Source organism: Rhizobium azibense, from assembly GCF_004342325.1.
Taxonomy (GTDB): domain Bacteria; phylum Pseudomonadota; class Alphaproteobacteria; order Rhizobiales; family Rhizobiaceae; genus Rhizobium; species Rhizobium etli_B.
Genome location: NZ_SMBJ01000024.1, coordinates 18,811 through 33,080, shown reverse-complemented (window position 1 = coordinate 33,080; position 14,270 = coordinate 18,811). Strand labels below are relative to the sequence as shown.

At 59.7% G+C, this 14,270-nt stretch carries 15 protein-coding genes and 1 pseudogene; 9 read left to right on the top strand and 7 right to left on the bottom strand.

The annotated features are described in order from the left end of the window. The first annotated feature begins 1,214 nt into the window (after positions 1-1,214). The 3 genes from EV130_RS33760 to EV130_RS31485 all read left to right on the top strand — a co-directional run bounded on the left by EV130_RS33760 (position 1,215) and on the right by EV130_RS31485 (position 4,471). Positions 1,215-2,348, top strand: a complete 1,134-nt coding sequence (locus EV130_RS33760; RefSeq protein WP_011053330.1) for a phosphoribosyltransferase domain-containing protein — start codon at positions 1,215-1,217, stop codon at positions 2,346-2,348. A gap of 114 nt (positions 2,349-2,462) precedes the next feature. After that, the gene (locus EV130_RS31490; protein ID WP_004675992.1) at positions 2,463-3,563 is read left to right on the top strand and encodes a cysteine protease StiP domain-containing protein; all 1,101 of its coding nucleotides are present in this window, start codon (positions 2,463-2,465) and stop codon (positions 3,561-3,563) included. Positions 3,564-3,721: 158 nt separating this feature from the next. After that, positions 3,722-4,471: an HAD family hydrolase gene (locus tag EV130_RS31485; RefSeq protein ID WP_004675991.1), complete on the top strand. Its 750-nt coding sequence runs from the start codon at positions 3,722-3,724 to the stop codon at positions 4,469-4,471. 270 nt (positions 4,472-4,741) lie between these two features. Here EV130_RS31485 and EV130_RS34115 read toward each other — a convergent pair. Beyond that, positions 4,742-5,089 (bottom strand): annotated as a pseudogene (locus EV130_RS34115) (DUF4334 domain-containing protein); the annotation flags it as partial. A gap of 327 nt (positions 5,090-5,416) precedes the next feature. Here EV130_RS34115 and EV130_RS31475 point away from each other — a divergent pair. After that, positions 5,417-5,674 (top strand): hypothetical protein, encoded by a 258-nt coding sequence (locus tag EV130_RS31475; RefSeq protein WP_018447059.1) that lies wholly within the window; start codon positions 5,417-5,419, stop codon positions 5,672-5,674. Here EV130_RS31475 and EV130_RS31470 read toward each other — a convergent pair. Further along, positions 5,671-6,120: a hypothetical protein gene (locus EV130_RS31470; protein WP_237358603.1), complete on the bottom strand. Its 450-nt coding sequence runs from the start codon at positions 6,118-6,120 to the stop codon at positions 5,671-5,673. The genes EV130_RS31475 and EV130_RS31470 overlap by 4 nt on opposite strands. Before the next feature lie 393 nt (positions 6,121-6,513). Between EV130_RS31470 and EV130_RS31465 the strand changes: the two genes are divergently transcribed. Beyond that, positions 6,514-7,011 (top strand): helix-turn-helix domain-containing protein, encoded by a 498-nt coding sequence (locus EV130_RS31465; RefSeq protein ID WP_018247142.1) that lies wholly within the window; start codon positions 6,514-6,516, stop codon positions 7,009-7,011. A gap of 4 nt (positions 7,012-7,015) precedes the next feature. Here EV130_RS31465 and EV130_RS31460 read toward each other — a convergent pair whose 3' ends face one another. Both EV130_RS31460 and EV130_RS31455 read right to left on the bottom strand, forming a co-directional pair. Then, positions 7,016-7,429 carry a hypothetical protein gene (locus EV130_RS31460; RefSeq protein WP_004672597.1) on the bottom strand — a complete coding sequence of 138 codons (414 nt, stop codon included), beginning with the start codon at positions 7,427-7,429 and terminating at the stop codon, positions 7,016-7,018. Positions 7,430-7,438: 9 nt separating this feature from the next. Then, positions 7,439-7,987, bottom strand: coding sequence for a hypothetical protein (locus EV130_RS31455; RefSeq protein ID WP_004672596.1), 549 nt, complete (start codon positions 7,985-7,987; stop codon positions 7,439-7,441). A 254-nt stretch (positions 7,988-8,241) separates the two neighbouring features. On the opposite strand from EV130_RS31455, the gene EV130_RS32815 reads away from it, so the two are divergent. The 4 genes from EV130_RS32815 (at position 8,242) to EV130_RS31440 (ending at position 12,369) form a co-directional block, all read left to right on the top strand. After that, positions 8,242-8,400 (top strand): hypothetical protein, encoded by a 159-nt coding sequence (locus tag EV130_RS32815; protein WP_004672595.1) that lies wholly within the window; start codon positions 8,242-8,244, stop codon positions 8,398-8,400. A 94-nt stretch (positions 8,401-8,494) separates the two neighbouring features. Continuing rightward, positions 8,495-9,457 carry a SctD/MshK family protein gene (locus EV130_RS31450; RefSeq protein ID WP_018247141.1) on the top strand — a complete coding sequence of 321 codons (963 nt, stop codon included), beginning with the start codon at positions 8,495-8,497 and terminating at the stop codon, positions 9,455-9,457. Between the two features lie 23 nt (positions 9,458-9,480). Next, on the top strand, positions 9,481-11,412 hold the full coding sequence (locus tag EV130_RS31445; protein ID WP_018247140.1) for a flagellar biosynthesis protein FlhA: 1,932 nt from the start codon (positions 9,481-9,483) through the stop codon (positions 11,410-11,412). A gap of 42 nt (positions 11,413-11,454) precedes the next feature. Next, entirely contained in the window at positions 11,455-12,369 is a 915-nt protein-coding gene (locus EV130_RS31440; protein ID WP_004672592.1) for a pectate lyase, read from the top strand. Between the two features lie 60 nt (positions 12,370-12,429). On the opposite strand, the gene EV130_RS31435 is transcribed toward EV130_RS31440, so the two are convergent. Genes EV130_RS31435 through EV130_RS31425 form a run of 3 tightly spaced genes read right to left on the bottom strand, consistent with a single transcriptional unit; the run spans position 12,430 to position 14,261 of the window. Next, positions 12,430-13,227: an EscU/YscU/HrcU family type III secretion system export apparatus switch protein gene (locus EV130_RS31435; protein WP_011053325.1), complete on the bottom strand. Its 798-nt coding sequence runs from the start codon at positions 13,225-13,227 to the stop codon at positions 12,430-12,432. After that, entirely contained in the window at positions 13,214-14,023 is an 810-nt protein-coding gene (locus tag EV130_RS31430; RefSeq protein WP_004672591.1) for an EscT/YscT/HrcT family type III secretion system export apparatus protein, read from the bottom strand. Before EV130_RS31430 ends, EV130_RS31435 begins: the two co-directional genes overlap by 14 nt. Before the next feature lie 10 nt (positions 14,024-14,033). Further along, positions 14,034-14,261: a flagellar biosynthetic protein FliQ gene (locus tag EV130_RS31425; RefSeq protein WP_225881834.1), complete on the bottom strand. Its 228-nt coding sequence runs from the start codon at positions 14,259-14,261 to the stop codon at positions 14,034-14,036. Positions 14,262-14,270 lie beyond the last annotated feature (9 nt).

The following is a 14,270-nucleotide window of genomic DNA, read 5'->3' as shown; positions in this document are numbered from 1 at the left end:
CCTAGCGGAAAACACTGATGGCCGCCCGCAAAGCCGATCACCCGCTACAGCGCAACGAGAAGCGCGCGGGCGCTCGGCTTTACTCCCTACCGTCAGCTACACCAGGTGCTGGGACACGATCCGCGTTGCCGGTTGCTCACACCGCGCCACTTGGCGTATCAAAACCGCCGAGGCTCTAATCGCCGCTGGATGAAAGTTCAGTGGGAGGTCACGCAGGCTCAAGACCCTCAAGGGCCTCACACTACGAGTTCGTCTGCAAGACATAGACTTCGCAGCCTGAACGTTTCACCCTCGATCCGCTCCATGAAAATGCCGGGACTGAACAACGACGGCTGAGTGCAGGCATCAAGACTTAAGTCTGTCGTAAAGCAGACAAAGCGAATACAAACGTGGTGCGAACTGTCGGCTATTGGCTGACACGAAGATGCAGAACCCTCGACGTGCTGGAGGTGCCCCAGGCACCTGCTATCATCGCAGGTTGGGGCCAAGGCTGGCCTGCTCTGATCCCCGGTAGTGGGCGGGGTACACCCTGCCGATTTCAATGAAGCTACGCCTTTTTTCCCGGCTGATCTCGTCCACCGTTCAAAGGCCCAACCGCCACGTCAGCAGCGTTTAGGCGAATATACGCTCCAGCATCTCTCTTAACTGCAGCGCTTCGCCGCCATCTGAGGTTTCGCGACCGCACGCGCTTGCCATGGCAGGTCCCGCAATCCGTCGCCCAAAGCCGTTATGGATGCAATACGAAATTTCCCGGCAATCTGGACATCTGCCGCGTGAGACCTGGAATGCAATATTCGAGTTCTGGTGCCTATTCAGCTCGCATTCGTGCTGCATGTCCGAGTGGCACGTCCCTTGCTTCACTTCATGCTACTGATTCACCGCAGAGAGCGAGGATGAACTGACGTAAACTCTATTTCTATCGCCCCAGTCGCTTTGTCGGAGATGGGTCACGAGCCGCATCGACGGGGCAGGAAGGCCTCAGATCGGGATTTAGCCCCAACGAAGCTGAAACCAGGGAGGCGCTCGCGCCGTGCTGGCCTTCGCGCCAAGGGCCGGCGAATTCTCCTGCGATATCGTGGCGCGGATGCACTCTGAGCCTCGAGAGGTAAGTGCTACCCTGCTCGTCAACGAGACGCCAATGAGCGTGCGGCGTCACGGAAACATATGGCACGGATTTTTTCCACGGTAAACGTCCGTACTTTCGAAAGCTGGCAATGGTGAATCCTTCAACATACTCTGCGCAACTCGCCGACGGCACTATCTCGGTTCACGTGGATCGAAGCCTTGTACCCCCCATCGAGATGTTCGGCTTCGGGCAGCGAATCAACCCGAACCGCTCGTTTCTGTTTGTTTCCAAGGTTCTTGGTCGATTCCTGCCGATCCGCCCTTCGGTCATGGGAAATGCATTCGACCTCCTTGCACGTCAGATTCCTGCCGATATTCCTGGTCCGGTTTTGTTCATCGGAATAGCCGAAGCGGGCATTGGCCTTGGTGCGGGTGTCCATCGGCGGTTCCGCGAACTCACTGGTCGCGGCGATGCAATATATATCTGCTCCACTCGCCATGATCTTAAACTGCCGCTGCTGTGCGAATTTGAGGAAGAGCATAGCCATGCCCCGCGGCACCTCCTGCACGAACCATGCGAGGCAAGGCTCCGCGACTTGGTTCATGGTGCGACCGGCTTGGTACTCGTTGACGATGAGGCTTCGACAGGTAAGACATTTGCCAACATCTTCGCTGCCCTTCCCGCAAAAATTCGTTTGAAGCTGAAGCACACAGTCCTACTTACGCTTACCGACTGGTCAGAAGGCGCTGCCCGCGCGGAGATCACGGGAACAGTCAGTGAGGCTACTATCGTTTCCGGACGGTACAGTTGGACTCCGCGTGGGGATTTCACGGCAGCTACTCCGCAGGTCCCTTCCTGTGACCGTCCTAAGCGGCCCGAGGTCTGTCCCGACGTCGCTCGAGACTGGGCGCGTCTCGGCGTCGTCGATCACTTGCAGGGTCTCAATGCAAACGCTGCCGATGACGGGATTACCCTCGTACTCGGAACGGGCGAACACGTGTGGCAGCCCTTCCTGCTTGCGGAGCGCTTGGAAAAGGAGGGCGCTGAGGTTTTCTATTCATCCGTGACGCGTTCTCCCCTGTCGAAAGGCCACGCGATCGGTTCAGTACTTTCGTTCTCCGACAACTACGGCGGAACAGTTCCACATTACCTCTACAACGTCGATCCAGCGCTGTACTCGAAAATTATACTCTGCTCGGAGACAGGCCCGGAAAATGTCTGTGCCAGCCTGATGTCCGCACTGGGCGATCCCATTGTCCTTTCAGACGTAGAAGGTGAATGAAGCCGCCTTAGGCCATGCGGTCTGCCGCTTCGAAATCGGCTCACTCGATCGGACATTTCCGCCAGTCCACGGCGACACAACACTGCTGTCGCGTTATCTAAGGACATCACTCCCATGGGGGATACCTATGACAGCATCGCCTCCCCTGCCACACTAGGCTCCTACGCCGAATACGACGTGACGCTCCTTCTCAAGAGAGTGGATATTCAGCCTACTGACACGGCCACGAGGGAAGAGGCCATCCAATCCGGGCGGCGGCATTACTCGGAAATGATTTCCGCCGAGATGGCCCCGACCCGCGAATACATGGAGCTGTTTGCTAAGGCCATGGCCACTGGTGGCCCGCGCATGGGCGCCGAGACGGCACGCCTCGCCCTCGCGATCGTGCAGTCGGTCGAGGGTCCTATTACCCTTGTCAGTTTGGTCCGCGCCGGCGTGCCCTTCGGCATCCTTCTCAAGAGGGCCATCGCCTTACTCGGCCGGGACGTCGGACACTACGGGTTGTCGATCATTCGCGACAAGGGCGTTGACGACGAGGCTATGCGCCACATTCTTGCCAGGCGTCCTGTCGAGAGCATCGTCTTCGTAGATAGCTGGACGGGCAAAGGAGCAATTGCGAACCAACTCGAAAAGAGCTTCAAGGACTACTCAGACCGGCCTGCGCGGCTAGTTGTATTGGCCGACCCCTGCGGCTGCGCATGGCTCGCCGCATCGGGCGACGACTGGCTTATTCCCTCCGGAATGCTAGGATGCACCGTATCCGGGCTTATCAGCCGCTCGATCCTCAACGCTGCCCTCGTCGGTCCCGGTGACTTCCACGCCTGCGTCCAGTGGGATAATCTCGCGGAACACGATATTTCCCGATCATTCGTGGATGGTATGTGGAATGATGTCTCCACTGTGATTGCAACCGAAATCCCGAGCGTCTGGAGTATCGAGACCCGCCGGGCGCATCGCGATGCCGCCGCCGCTGCCGTCGCCTGGGTGATGGGGGAGGACGCCGTAACGAACATCAACCGAGTAAAGCCGGGCATTGCGGAGGCGACCAGGGCCATCCTGCGACGTGTGCCGGAAAAGGTGTACGTCTCGTCGCCAACCGATCCAGAACTCGCGGCCCTCATGTACCTGATCGACAACAAAGGCGTCCCGTATGTCGTCTCCCCTAGAAAGATCGCCCCCTACCGCGCCGTCACGCTGATCCGGCACGTCTCCTAATCTCCACGTATGTCTACTTACGAGCTCGGCGCGCAGGTCAAGGAAACTGAGATGTGACAAATTCCGTATCGTAAAATTCATTGCCAATGGAGAATCCGCGAAAGCTCACATCTGGCAATCGATCAAATATTTAACCAGTCGCATTTTGGAGTACGCATATGAAGCCCATTGCTCTGGTGGACCTCGACGACACCTTGTTTCAAACCAAGAAAAAGATACCGGAGATTGCGGAAGCCGATCTGGTATTGGCGTCCAAATCCATTAATGGAAGCAACTCCTATATGACGAAGATTCAAGCTGCCTTTGTCGAGTGGCTGCTCGTCTCCACGGAGGCCATCCCGGTTACGGCGCGCGGCTCTGAGGCTCTTTCGCGCGTTACGATCGCGTTTGAAAGCTACTCAATCGTATCGAACGGTGCCGTCATCCTCAAAAAGGACGGCAAGCCTGACGCCGAATGGCATGAGGTCGTCGCAAGGGAGCTCCGGCCGCTTGCCGGCTTTTTCGATAAGCTCCTCGATGAGGGCAGGACCAAGGCGAGGGAACTTGGCGTCCACATCCGGTGCTGGTCGGTGATGGAAGCTGATCTCGCGACATATGTTGTCTTCAAAGAGATTGACGGAGACGGCTCACGCCTTGAAGAGATTGTGCCGATCATTCGAGAAAAACGGGGTTGGGTTCGACACCACAACGGCAATAACCTTGCGCTAGTTCCGCCTGCGATCTCAAAACGGGTGGCCTCACAATTTCTGCTCAAAAAGCTTCGGACGGAGCATCCAGGTCGCCCAGTGATCGGCTACGGTGACAGTGTGAGCGACTTCTCCTACCTGTCCCTCTGCGACTGGTGGGGCGCTCCGGGTAACTCTCAAATGACAGACCTTGTCGTTTCCGCTGTTGCGCGTGAGAGATAGGTGACACGCGTACTGCGAACGTGGTGATATGTGAGGAGGGTGCAGGAATGATCCTGCACCTCCAGTCTTTTAGTAGAAACTTCCTATAGGTAAAACGCCGCGCCATATCGCGGTAAGAACCATGGCAAGCGCGGCGAGGATCGCGAGATTCCCGTCGGCTTTTACCACGAGTACGTAGAGCTTGTATTTCAGCATGATATGACCTTTCGATGAGCTCATTAGGAACTGCCGTCTCGACGGTTCGTGCCTTACTTGCGCAGAGCGAAATTTCGCGCCCATGATCCTCTCGGCGTCGATCCGCCGGAAATGGTCGACGATGGGTTGATCGTCATAGACCATGGCCGCGCTCTTGACGCAGCCGAACATCATGGCCTTCAAAGACGCGACCGGGCCCTCGCCCGCAGCCGGCGCTGGAGATAGGAAAACTTGGTTGCTTGCCAAACGCGTCCTGTCGATCTTATAAAAACGCAACGTTAGCCGAAGCGGGATCCATTTGGGATCCACGGCAACCAGCCGCCGGTCTCCCGCTCGAAACAGCAGCACATCGGCGCGCATGTCCGGCGTGAACCGTTTGCCGAACCAGCCAAGATCTTCGAGCACACCATCGAACGATGCCCCGTCGATTGGCGACTGTCTATCCATTCAAGCGGCCAGTGCGGCTGCTCGGCGTCACGCTTTCAACGCTGACGACCTCCGATCGGCAATGCACGACCCCAGTCCCAACTTGATCTCGGGCTCTGACGGCCCATCGCCCCGAAATAGAAAAGCCTGCCGCGGGAGGAGGTGCGGCAGGCTTTCCTAAAAGAACCGAACGGCGACCTGGGAGGAGGAGTGCCGCTGTTCCCACAGACGTCCCTTTGGGAGGAGGAGTGGGCCGTCTAAACTTCGAAGCGTTGCGGGAGGAAGCATCGCTTCGATGAAAATAGCAATACTCGGGCCAGCGCCATGAAGCCAGCGTCTATGTTGCACTGCAGCTATGCACCCGCCGCAACAATCGGCAGGACATCGAGCATTCCTACCCCTGATTTTGTCGGCGGCTCTGCCGCTGTTACAGAGTGGAACCGCTACAACGTCAATTTCGATATCGAAAGCCCCAAGAAGGCCGTGACAGTTCGCGGCGGCCCTGCCGTCATGGAAAGTAGCGCCGCTGGAGACGGTGGCCGGCAGCTAAGCTGGATCGGTGCGGTTCGCGACAGTCATTAGGGGACACCCGGTGACAGACAGTATGAAGTGGCAGTCGCTCCCAGAAGCGCAAGATGTTCTGCGGGTATGTTTTCACCGTTAAGACCCGGCTGTACAATCCCGATCCGGTACTCGATGAACTTGCGTTGGGCAGCCTTTCGAAGCGTGGCCAAGTCATTCAGGCTGCCTCGAATGAAACGGGCCCGGCCCTTAAGATGTGATGTTTCTCTCACGGTCAGGTGGTTGATGAGGTTCTTCAAGCTCCATGTCCCCTTCACCCCCTTCTGTGCTTGACCGCAAACGAGGTAAAGATCGTCCGCCCGGCGCCCCATTACTGCCTGCGAGTATTTCAGATGCCAGAGAAGTACGGTGACGGTATCGTCCGTCTCCTCGATCGCCACGACGTCCGCGCTCTCCCAGGTGTCATCGTCATCTCTTCCGGGAGAGTGGGCAGACAATCCTCGCAATGGGCGTTCCGCTGATCGCACCTCCTTTGGTTTTCTGACCACTTTACCGCCCGAAGCGTGACCTCTCGCTTTTGAGGCAAGTGTCCGAGCGTAAAGGGAAGCCATTGAATCTTGTAAAGAATTCGGTTGCGCAGCGGGCGGATTCCCGCTATCTTTTTCGATAGGGCAGTACGCGCTGCCCTGGGGTGTGGAAACCCCTACACGTGGTTGATGCCGGCCGTAACGGCATCACACTCCTTGACCTTCGGTCGAGGAGCCTGTGGCGTATGTCCAGGTTCCTCGGAACTAAAGGCCACAGGACCGTCGTGTACGGTTTCCAACTCCCCGATCAGTGGGTTTAGCGAGTTTTCAGCGGGGGCGCACCGCGTGAAACTCTCCATCGGGGTGTCCACCATGAAGCGCTATGCAGCAGCACAGGTCCGGACTTCGAGGCCTGCGCAAGCCGAACAGTCGAATGTAGCGCGCGAGTTGGTGCATCCAGTTGATCGGCATGTCGGACAGCAAATCCGTATCCGCCGAATGCAGTCGAATGTATCCCTAGGGGATCTCGGCGCCGGCATCGGGGTCAGTTTGCAGCAGGTACAAAAATATGAAAGCGGTAAGAACCGCGTCAGCGCTTCGATGCTCTACGAGCTTGCCAATTGCCTCAAGATCCCTGTTTCGAGGTTTTTCGAAGGTCTTCCAGATCCCGAAACCACTCAGGGCCAGCAAATCATAACAGAGATCGATGAGAAGATTGCCTACATTTCCACGGCGGAGGGACGGCGTCTGATAGACGACGTTTTGCTCCTTTCTCCGCGTGTGCGCAGCCGGGTCGTTGCCCTCGTCAGCTCGATTGTCGAGGAAGAGATGGAAGAACAGAAGCCGGTTGGTTCATCTGCTGGTTCTTAGCTCCCTACCGGTCGATTTTCTCCGCTGCTTCAAGCGAAAATTCGGTGCGCAATACCGCCTTCTGTGCCCGCGAAAAATCGGCGGCGACGTGTTCTGCCCGCTCTTGCGCAGCCAGCCGGTCGGCTTTGCGCTGCGCAAGCGATAGGCCGGCAACGGCTTCATGGCTGCGCAATACGGATTGTCGCATCAGCGCGTCCTGAAGCTCGGCGGCGGAGATAGCGCCGCTCTTGCGCAATGCGTCGACGACAGGATTGCCGGCGGCCAGGCTTGCCGCGATGTCGAGCGCTTCGGAGGCTTCCGTTTCCCGCTCCCGCGCGTTTTCGGCGTCCGCCCGCGCCTCAGAGAGGCTGCGGGAAAGATTATCCGCCCGCAGGCTGCGGATCTCCAGCAACTGCCTGAGAGACTTCAGCGCCTTCATATCAGCCGCTCAGGCACCGTTGTTCGTCGTCAGGACTTCCAACTGGCCGCCCTTGATGACCTTGATGCTGTCGGCTTGCGGCCGGCTCAGCACGTCTTCGACGGCCTTGGTGAAGACCGCGGGCCCGCGCACCAGCACCAATCCGCTGGCGGGATCTTCACGCAGCGCATCGTCCGGCAGCAGCGGGAACAGCGCGCGAATGGCGTTTTGCTCGGTCTTCCAGCTGCGGCCGCCGCGATCGAGGACGACGGTGGAGACCTCCTGCTTCGGCGCGATGATGATGCGGCTGCCGTCATAGGCGACGAAGAGATTGCTGGCATCGCCAAGCTTGACGAAGGCCTTGGCTCCGCTTTCCCGGACGGACCAGTGCTCGACCTTGCCGCTCAGCGTCCCGACTGTCGTGACCGGGATGCCGGACATGAAGGACAGCGTCTGGACAACTTCGCCAAGCGGCAGGGAGACGACATCCAGGCGCACCTCCCGCTCGCTGGCGCCGGCCGATGGAGGAAAGGAGGCCAGCAGTCCGATAGCGGCCATGTAAACAAAACGCGCAAACATCTGAGTTTACCTCACGATCCGGATATCGCCCGACAACTAATGAACGAAGGCAGGCAGTGAGTACGGAATCCAGTCTATTAATAATTATCCGATCTACTGTTGCAGATCATCGGTCCTCTGGGAACAGGACGGATATCCATTTCGCGCATTTGTTGTACATATCGCGAATTAATAACTTTTTAACATAAGCTATTGAATTCGATCTTGAATTCTGCAAGGCTCTGGCCGCCAAAACCATGCAAGGAGTTCAAGACATGGCTAGTACTTCGACACTTGATGCGGGCATCGGCTCGGCGATTTCCGCCTTCAAGTCGGCCCAGAACGAAGCGACCGAGCAGAGCCTGAAGGTTGCAACCGAAATCACCAAGATCAACGGCGTCGCAAACGCCATCAAGAAGATCGGCCCAGGCTGATTGAAACAATGGCGAGACGGGTTCGCCCGTCTCGCTTCCCCGCTTTCGAAGACAATAAAAGCCGCTCGACGGACGGTTCGGGAACAAGATGGTTATGGATCTAGATTCCTCTTCGCCGACATTCAGAGGTAACGCCGGCAACGCTGCGTCAGGCAGCGGCGGACCGGTCTTGCGCATCACGCGCGCCGGGCGCAGCTCCAATCTGCCGCTGACGACAGAGCGGCAGGTGGTCGGCGGCAGCGCCGATTGTGACCTGATCGTCCTAGGCGCCAAACCGGAACCCGCCTTTGCCATCAGTCTGCAGCGCTCCCGCGGCTCCGACACGGTGTCGTTGACCGCGTTGCGGGATGACGTCGTGATCGACGGTCGTTCCATCCCGCGCGATCGGACAATGACCCTTACGAAGAGACAGACCATCTCCTTCGACGGCACGATCTGTGAGCTCGAAGGTCTCGGCGCCGGGCGCGTGCGGTTCGCGCCGCGCCGGATTGCGGCTGCCGGCCTTCTCGGGCTGGCGGCGTTGCTTTTGCTGGCCGGCCTTTACAACAGCGATGCGCCGGCTCACGAAGCCCCGCTCGTCAGGGTTTCCGCCGCACCCGAACCGGCGCCGGCGGCGGCGGCGATCGCGGCCGAAATCCGCCAGGCCATTCGTATGGCGCAGCTTCCCCAAGATCTGAGCATCGTCGCCACCGCCGACGAAATTCGCATCGGCGAAGGATCGCGGCCTCTCGGCCTGCCCGACAAGACCAAGCTGCGCAGCATCATCGCCTCGATGAGCCGGCGCGGTTCCGTTTCCATCGTCGATCTCACCGCCCTCTCTTCCGGTCTCGACGGCTTCGTTGCCGCCGCCGGCTATACGCCCGTCAGGTTCATCATCGGCTCCGACGGCCGCCGCTACGAGGAAGGCGATGTCGTTTCGAGCGGCTGGCGCATCAAGGAGATCGGCAAAGACCAGATGATCGTTTCCCGTGACAGTGAGGACGATACGGTCAATTTCGCCTCTGCCGGCAATGCCGAGCCGAAGCTCGCCGAAATTTCCAGCAGCGAACAAGAATAGGCGATGGCGTCGGAAGCCGGATCATGAAGGTAAGGTCATCCGCCTTCGCCATGCTTGCGCAGCGCACCGATATGCTGCTTGCGGTTTTTTTCGCCTCCGTCGTGACGATGCTGGTGCTGCCGCTTCCGACAATCGTTCTGGACGTGCTGATCGCTTTCAATCTCTCCTTCGCTTTCGTGGTGCTGATCACCACGACCTATCTGAAGAGCGTGCTTGAAATCTCGACCTTTCCCGCGGTCATTCTGATCGGCACGCTGTTCCGCCTGGCCTTGACGATTTCCTCGACCCGGCTCGTGCTGGCGGACGCCGATGCCGGCGAGATCATCATGGCCTTCGGCGATTTCGTCGTTGCGGGAAATGTCGTCGTCGGGCTGATCATTTTCCTGATCGTGGCGCTGGTGCAGTTCATCGTGGTGACGAAGGGCGCCGAGCGCATCGCCGAGGTCGGCGCCCGTTTCACGCTCGACGCCATGCCGGGCAAGCAGCTCGCCATCGACAGCGACCTGCGCAACGGCCATATCAGCACGGAAGCCGCGCAGAAGCGCCGGTCGCGTCTCGAACAGGAGAGCCAGTTCTTCGGCGCGATGGACGGCGCCATGCGCTTCGTCAAGGGCGATGCGGTCGCAGGATTGGTGATCGTCGCCGTCAATCTCATCGGCGGCCTGGCGATCGGTATCTTCCAGAAGGGCCTGAGCTTCGCCGAGGCCGCCCATCTCTATACGCTGCTGTCGATCGGCGACGGTCTGGTGTCGCAGATTCCGTCCATTCTGATGGCAGTCTCGGCCGGTATCGTCGTGACCCGCGTGTCCGATGACGGCAACGGCAGTCTCGGCAGCGATATCGGCCGCGAACTCTTCCGGGAGCCCCGTGCATTGGCGATTGCGGCGGCGCTGACGATCTGCGCGGGCTTCGTGCCGGGATTTCCCACAGGCGTGCTCGGCGCGATCGGCCTGTGTCTGGCGGGCCTTGCCTTCATGGTGCATCGCCGGCGCGCCGGCCCAGCCGCGGCCGCATCGGCGAATGCCGTGGAAAGCGCCAATTCCTATCCGCTCGACAGGACGAAATATGGCGATCCCGTCATCGCCACCGTCGCGGTGGAAACGCTGGCGCGGCTTGAGGCGATGCGACTCGGCGAAATGCTGGACGGGCGGATCCGCATGGCGGCGCGCGCCGTCGGCGTCTCCGTGACGGTGCCGACGTTCAACGCCGATCCCCGCATGGCCGAGGATCTGATCCACCTTCAGGTCGAAAACGTGCCCGCCGGTCTCGTCAGCTGCGGTCCCGAACGGACGGCCGAACAGATTGCCGACGGCATCGTGCGCATCGTCCGCCGCCATATCGGCGCCCTGTTCAGCGTCGACGACGCGGCACAATGGCTGGGCAGCCTCGAACCGCGTCTCGGCAAACTGGCGATCGACGTCGCCACCCAGGTGCCGCTGATGCTGACGGTCGCGGTCGTCAGACGCCTGCTGGATTCCGGCGTGACGCTTTCCCAGCCGCGCGGACTGCTGGAAGTGATGCTGCACGCCGGCACCGATCACGCGCCGGATGCCCTGGCCGAAATGGCGCGCGCCGCGCTGGTCAAGCAGATCGCCTTCGGGCTTCTCGACCGGCGCGGATTGCTGCCGGCGCTGGTGCTTCCCGCCGAATGGGACCACTTCATCCGCTCCTATGACGCCGCTGGAGCGACCGAGAAGATCGAGATAGCCGAAAGGCTGCGCCTGCTGGCCGAGAAAGCCAGGCAGGCTCTCGAGGACGCCAACGAGCGGGGATACGATCCCATCATCATCGTGCCGGGCGAGTGGCGCCTGCTCACCCAGACGCTGATGATCCACCACAACTGCCGCATTCCGGTGCTGGCGGCGGAGGAGATCGACAGGGATATAACGATCGAAACCATCGGAGAGATCGGGCAAATCCGGAACGCTGCCGGCTCCAAACAAAGGCCGGGCTGATAGAGCAAGTGAAGTAGACGAGACCAACTGGGGATGAATGCAATGTGTGGCGTAGATGGACAAAGGCCCATAGACTTCGACAGAACCTCCCGTTTCGACCTTGAGTCCGATTGCCTTGGCGGCAGCAATAGGGCCGACACGGATTTCACCACCATCCGAACCCGCAAGGTCTCGCCCTTCGAAGATTTCTCCGGCAACCCGCCGACACTGACCTCCTATGTGCCGAATTCGCGGGAAACGTCGGAAAACGGCATGGATTCCGACCCCAAGGATCTGCTGCGCAAGCACATCAACTGGCAATCCGACTCCAAGAAGGTGGATCCATCCGACGAGAAACAGGCCACGACTTTGCAGACCACGACGGAAAAACCCGACCTCTCGAAAGAGGGCAGCGTCATCGTCGTCAACGAGCCGATCGTCGTGGATGGCGGCGTGTTCGACGGCAAGGGCGCGACCTATACGGCCTCGTCCAAGCTCGGCGATGGCGGCCAGTCCGAAACCCAATCGCCGCTGTTCATTCTCAAGAACGGCGCGACGCTCAAGAATGTCGATCTCGGCGAGAATGGCGCCGACGGAATCCACGTCTATGACGGCGCGACGCTCGAAAACGTCAATTGGCAGAATGTCGGCGAGGATGCGCTGACGGTAAAAAGCGCCGGCGACATCACTATTATCGGTGGCTCCGCCAAGGGCGCGACCGACAAGATCTTCCAGATCAATGCCGACACGAGGTTCTATCTGAAGGATTTCGTCGCTGACGGCTTTACCACGCTCGTGCGCACCAACGGCGGCAAGCAGATCGACGCCGACGTCACCATCGATGGCGGGGCGTTCTCCCACGGCAGCAACGTCTTCCGCACCGACAGCTCACTTGCCAGCGTGACGTTCCTCTCCGATATCACGCTGGACGATGTGAAGAACTGGACGCGTGTAGGTGACAACCAATCGGGCGTCTGAGACGCCCGACCACCGGAACCGCAAAGCGAAGATCAAGCGGGCGGCTTAGGCTCCCGCTTTTCATTGCCGGCCTGATCCTTGCCTGCGCGGCGGGCTGCTGCGCATTTCCGCGCCGATTTGCCGGCGCGCCGATTTCAGCTTCGGGTCGCCCTGGGTATCCTTGTATTCGCGCCGCGCCTCGGTCTTGGTCATGCGGTGTTCGTGCCTGAACAACGCGCGCGAAATGCGGATATCGAAAAACGCCGCCGCCACCATGATGCCGGCGGCAATGACGAGGATCGAGCCGAGGAGATGGGCTGTCGTGGAGAGCGTGCATGCTTCTCCGCAAAGAGGCGACCAGAAGATGCTGTTGAGGAAATAGAGGATCGCACCGCCGCCGGCGGTTGCGAGCAGGACAAACTTGACGAGCCCCTTGACGAACTCGGCGATGCTCGCGAGCGAAAAAAGCCTCTTGATGCCCTCGAACGGATTGAGCCGGGTGAAATCGAAGCTCATATGTTTGAACGATACGGGAAACCCCTGCCCGTCGAGGATCGACACCAGGATGGTCGCGGCAAGACCCATGGCAAGCGGCAGCCAGATGAGATCGAGCAGCGCCACGCCGGTTTCGCTCAAGCCGACAGTGACGGCGTCGGAGACGTCGGCTCGCGCGGCGGACTGAAGGCCGGCATCGAAACTGCGGGTGAAATCCTCGAGGATATCAGGCAAGCCCCAGGTGACGTAGACGGCGATGGCAAGGACGGAGATCGCAACCGGGATTTCCTTCGAGCGGGGAACCTGGCCCTCGCGGCGGAGCCGATCGAGCTTCACCCGGCTCGGCGGCAGGGTTTTTTCCTCGGTATCGTCATTTTTGGCCATGGGTCACCTCCAGCATGGCTTTCACCTCGTTGAATCCGTCGATCCAGAGATCGTGGAAATAGCTGGAGATAAAGGCCGTGTAGATGACGAGAATGACCACGACCGCGAAGTTCTTGATGGCCGGCAGGCTATCGTTCAGCGGGAATTGTTTCGACGAGCGGCCAACGAAGGCCAGCGACAATTCGAGCGCGCAGGTGACGATCATGAACGGGGCGGCAAGCAATCCGGCCGCTTTGAACAGCCGGCCGAATACACCGAGGATCATGTCGAGCGGATCGTCGGGCATGGCGGGCATGAGCTTGAAGAGCGGCCAGAACTCGAACGACTTGTAGAAAATCGCGACCAGATCGATGATGCCGCCGGCGCTGACGAAAATCACCAGGGCGATCGACATCATCAGCGAGCCGAGCGGCGCGGTTTCCAGCGCGTTGATCTGGTCGAAGAGATTGGCGGCATTGGCCCCGCGATAGACATCGGTCATATCACCCGCCGCCTGGGCCGCCCAGAAGGGAATGCCGAGCCCCATGCCGATGAGCGCCCCGAAGCAAAGTTCCTTCATCGAAAGGGCGGCCAGATCGAACCAGGACGTATCTCCGATAGCCAGCACCGAATAGGCGAAGGCGACGGAGGGCGCCGAAAGGCCGATTGCCAGGCCGAAACGCAGAATGCCGACGATGCTGAACAGCGAGAAGATCGGGAAGATCAGCAGGATCCCGAGCGCGCGGGCGGCGCCGAGCATGGCTGCGGCCGGTGCCGCGACCTCGATGCCGACGAGCGGAAGATGATCCGGCCCCATCCGCCCCGCCTCACTGAACCATGGTCGGGAAGTCGTTCAGGATATGAACGGAATGTTCGATCAGCGGCGTTGCCAGCACCCGGCCGAACAGCAGCAGGGTGATGGAGATCACGAAAATCTTGACGATCTGCGCGATGGTCTGTTCCTGGATTTGCGTTGCAGCCTGGAAAATGGCGATGATCAGCCCGAGAAGCGCGGCCAGGCCCAGAATGGGGCCGGCCAAGGCGAAGGTCGCCATGACGGACAT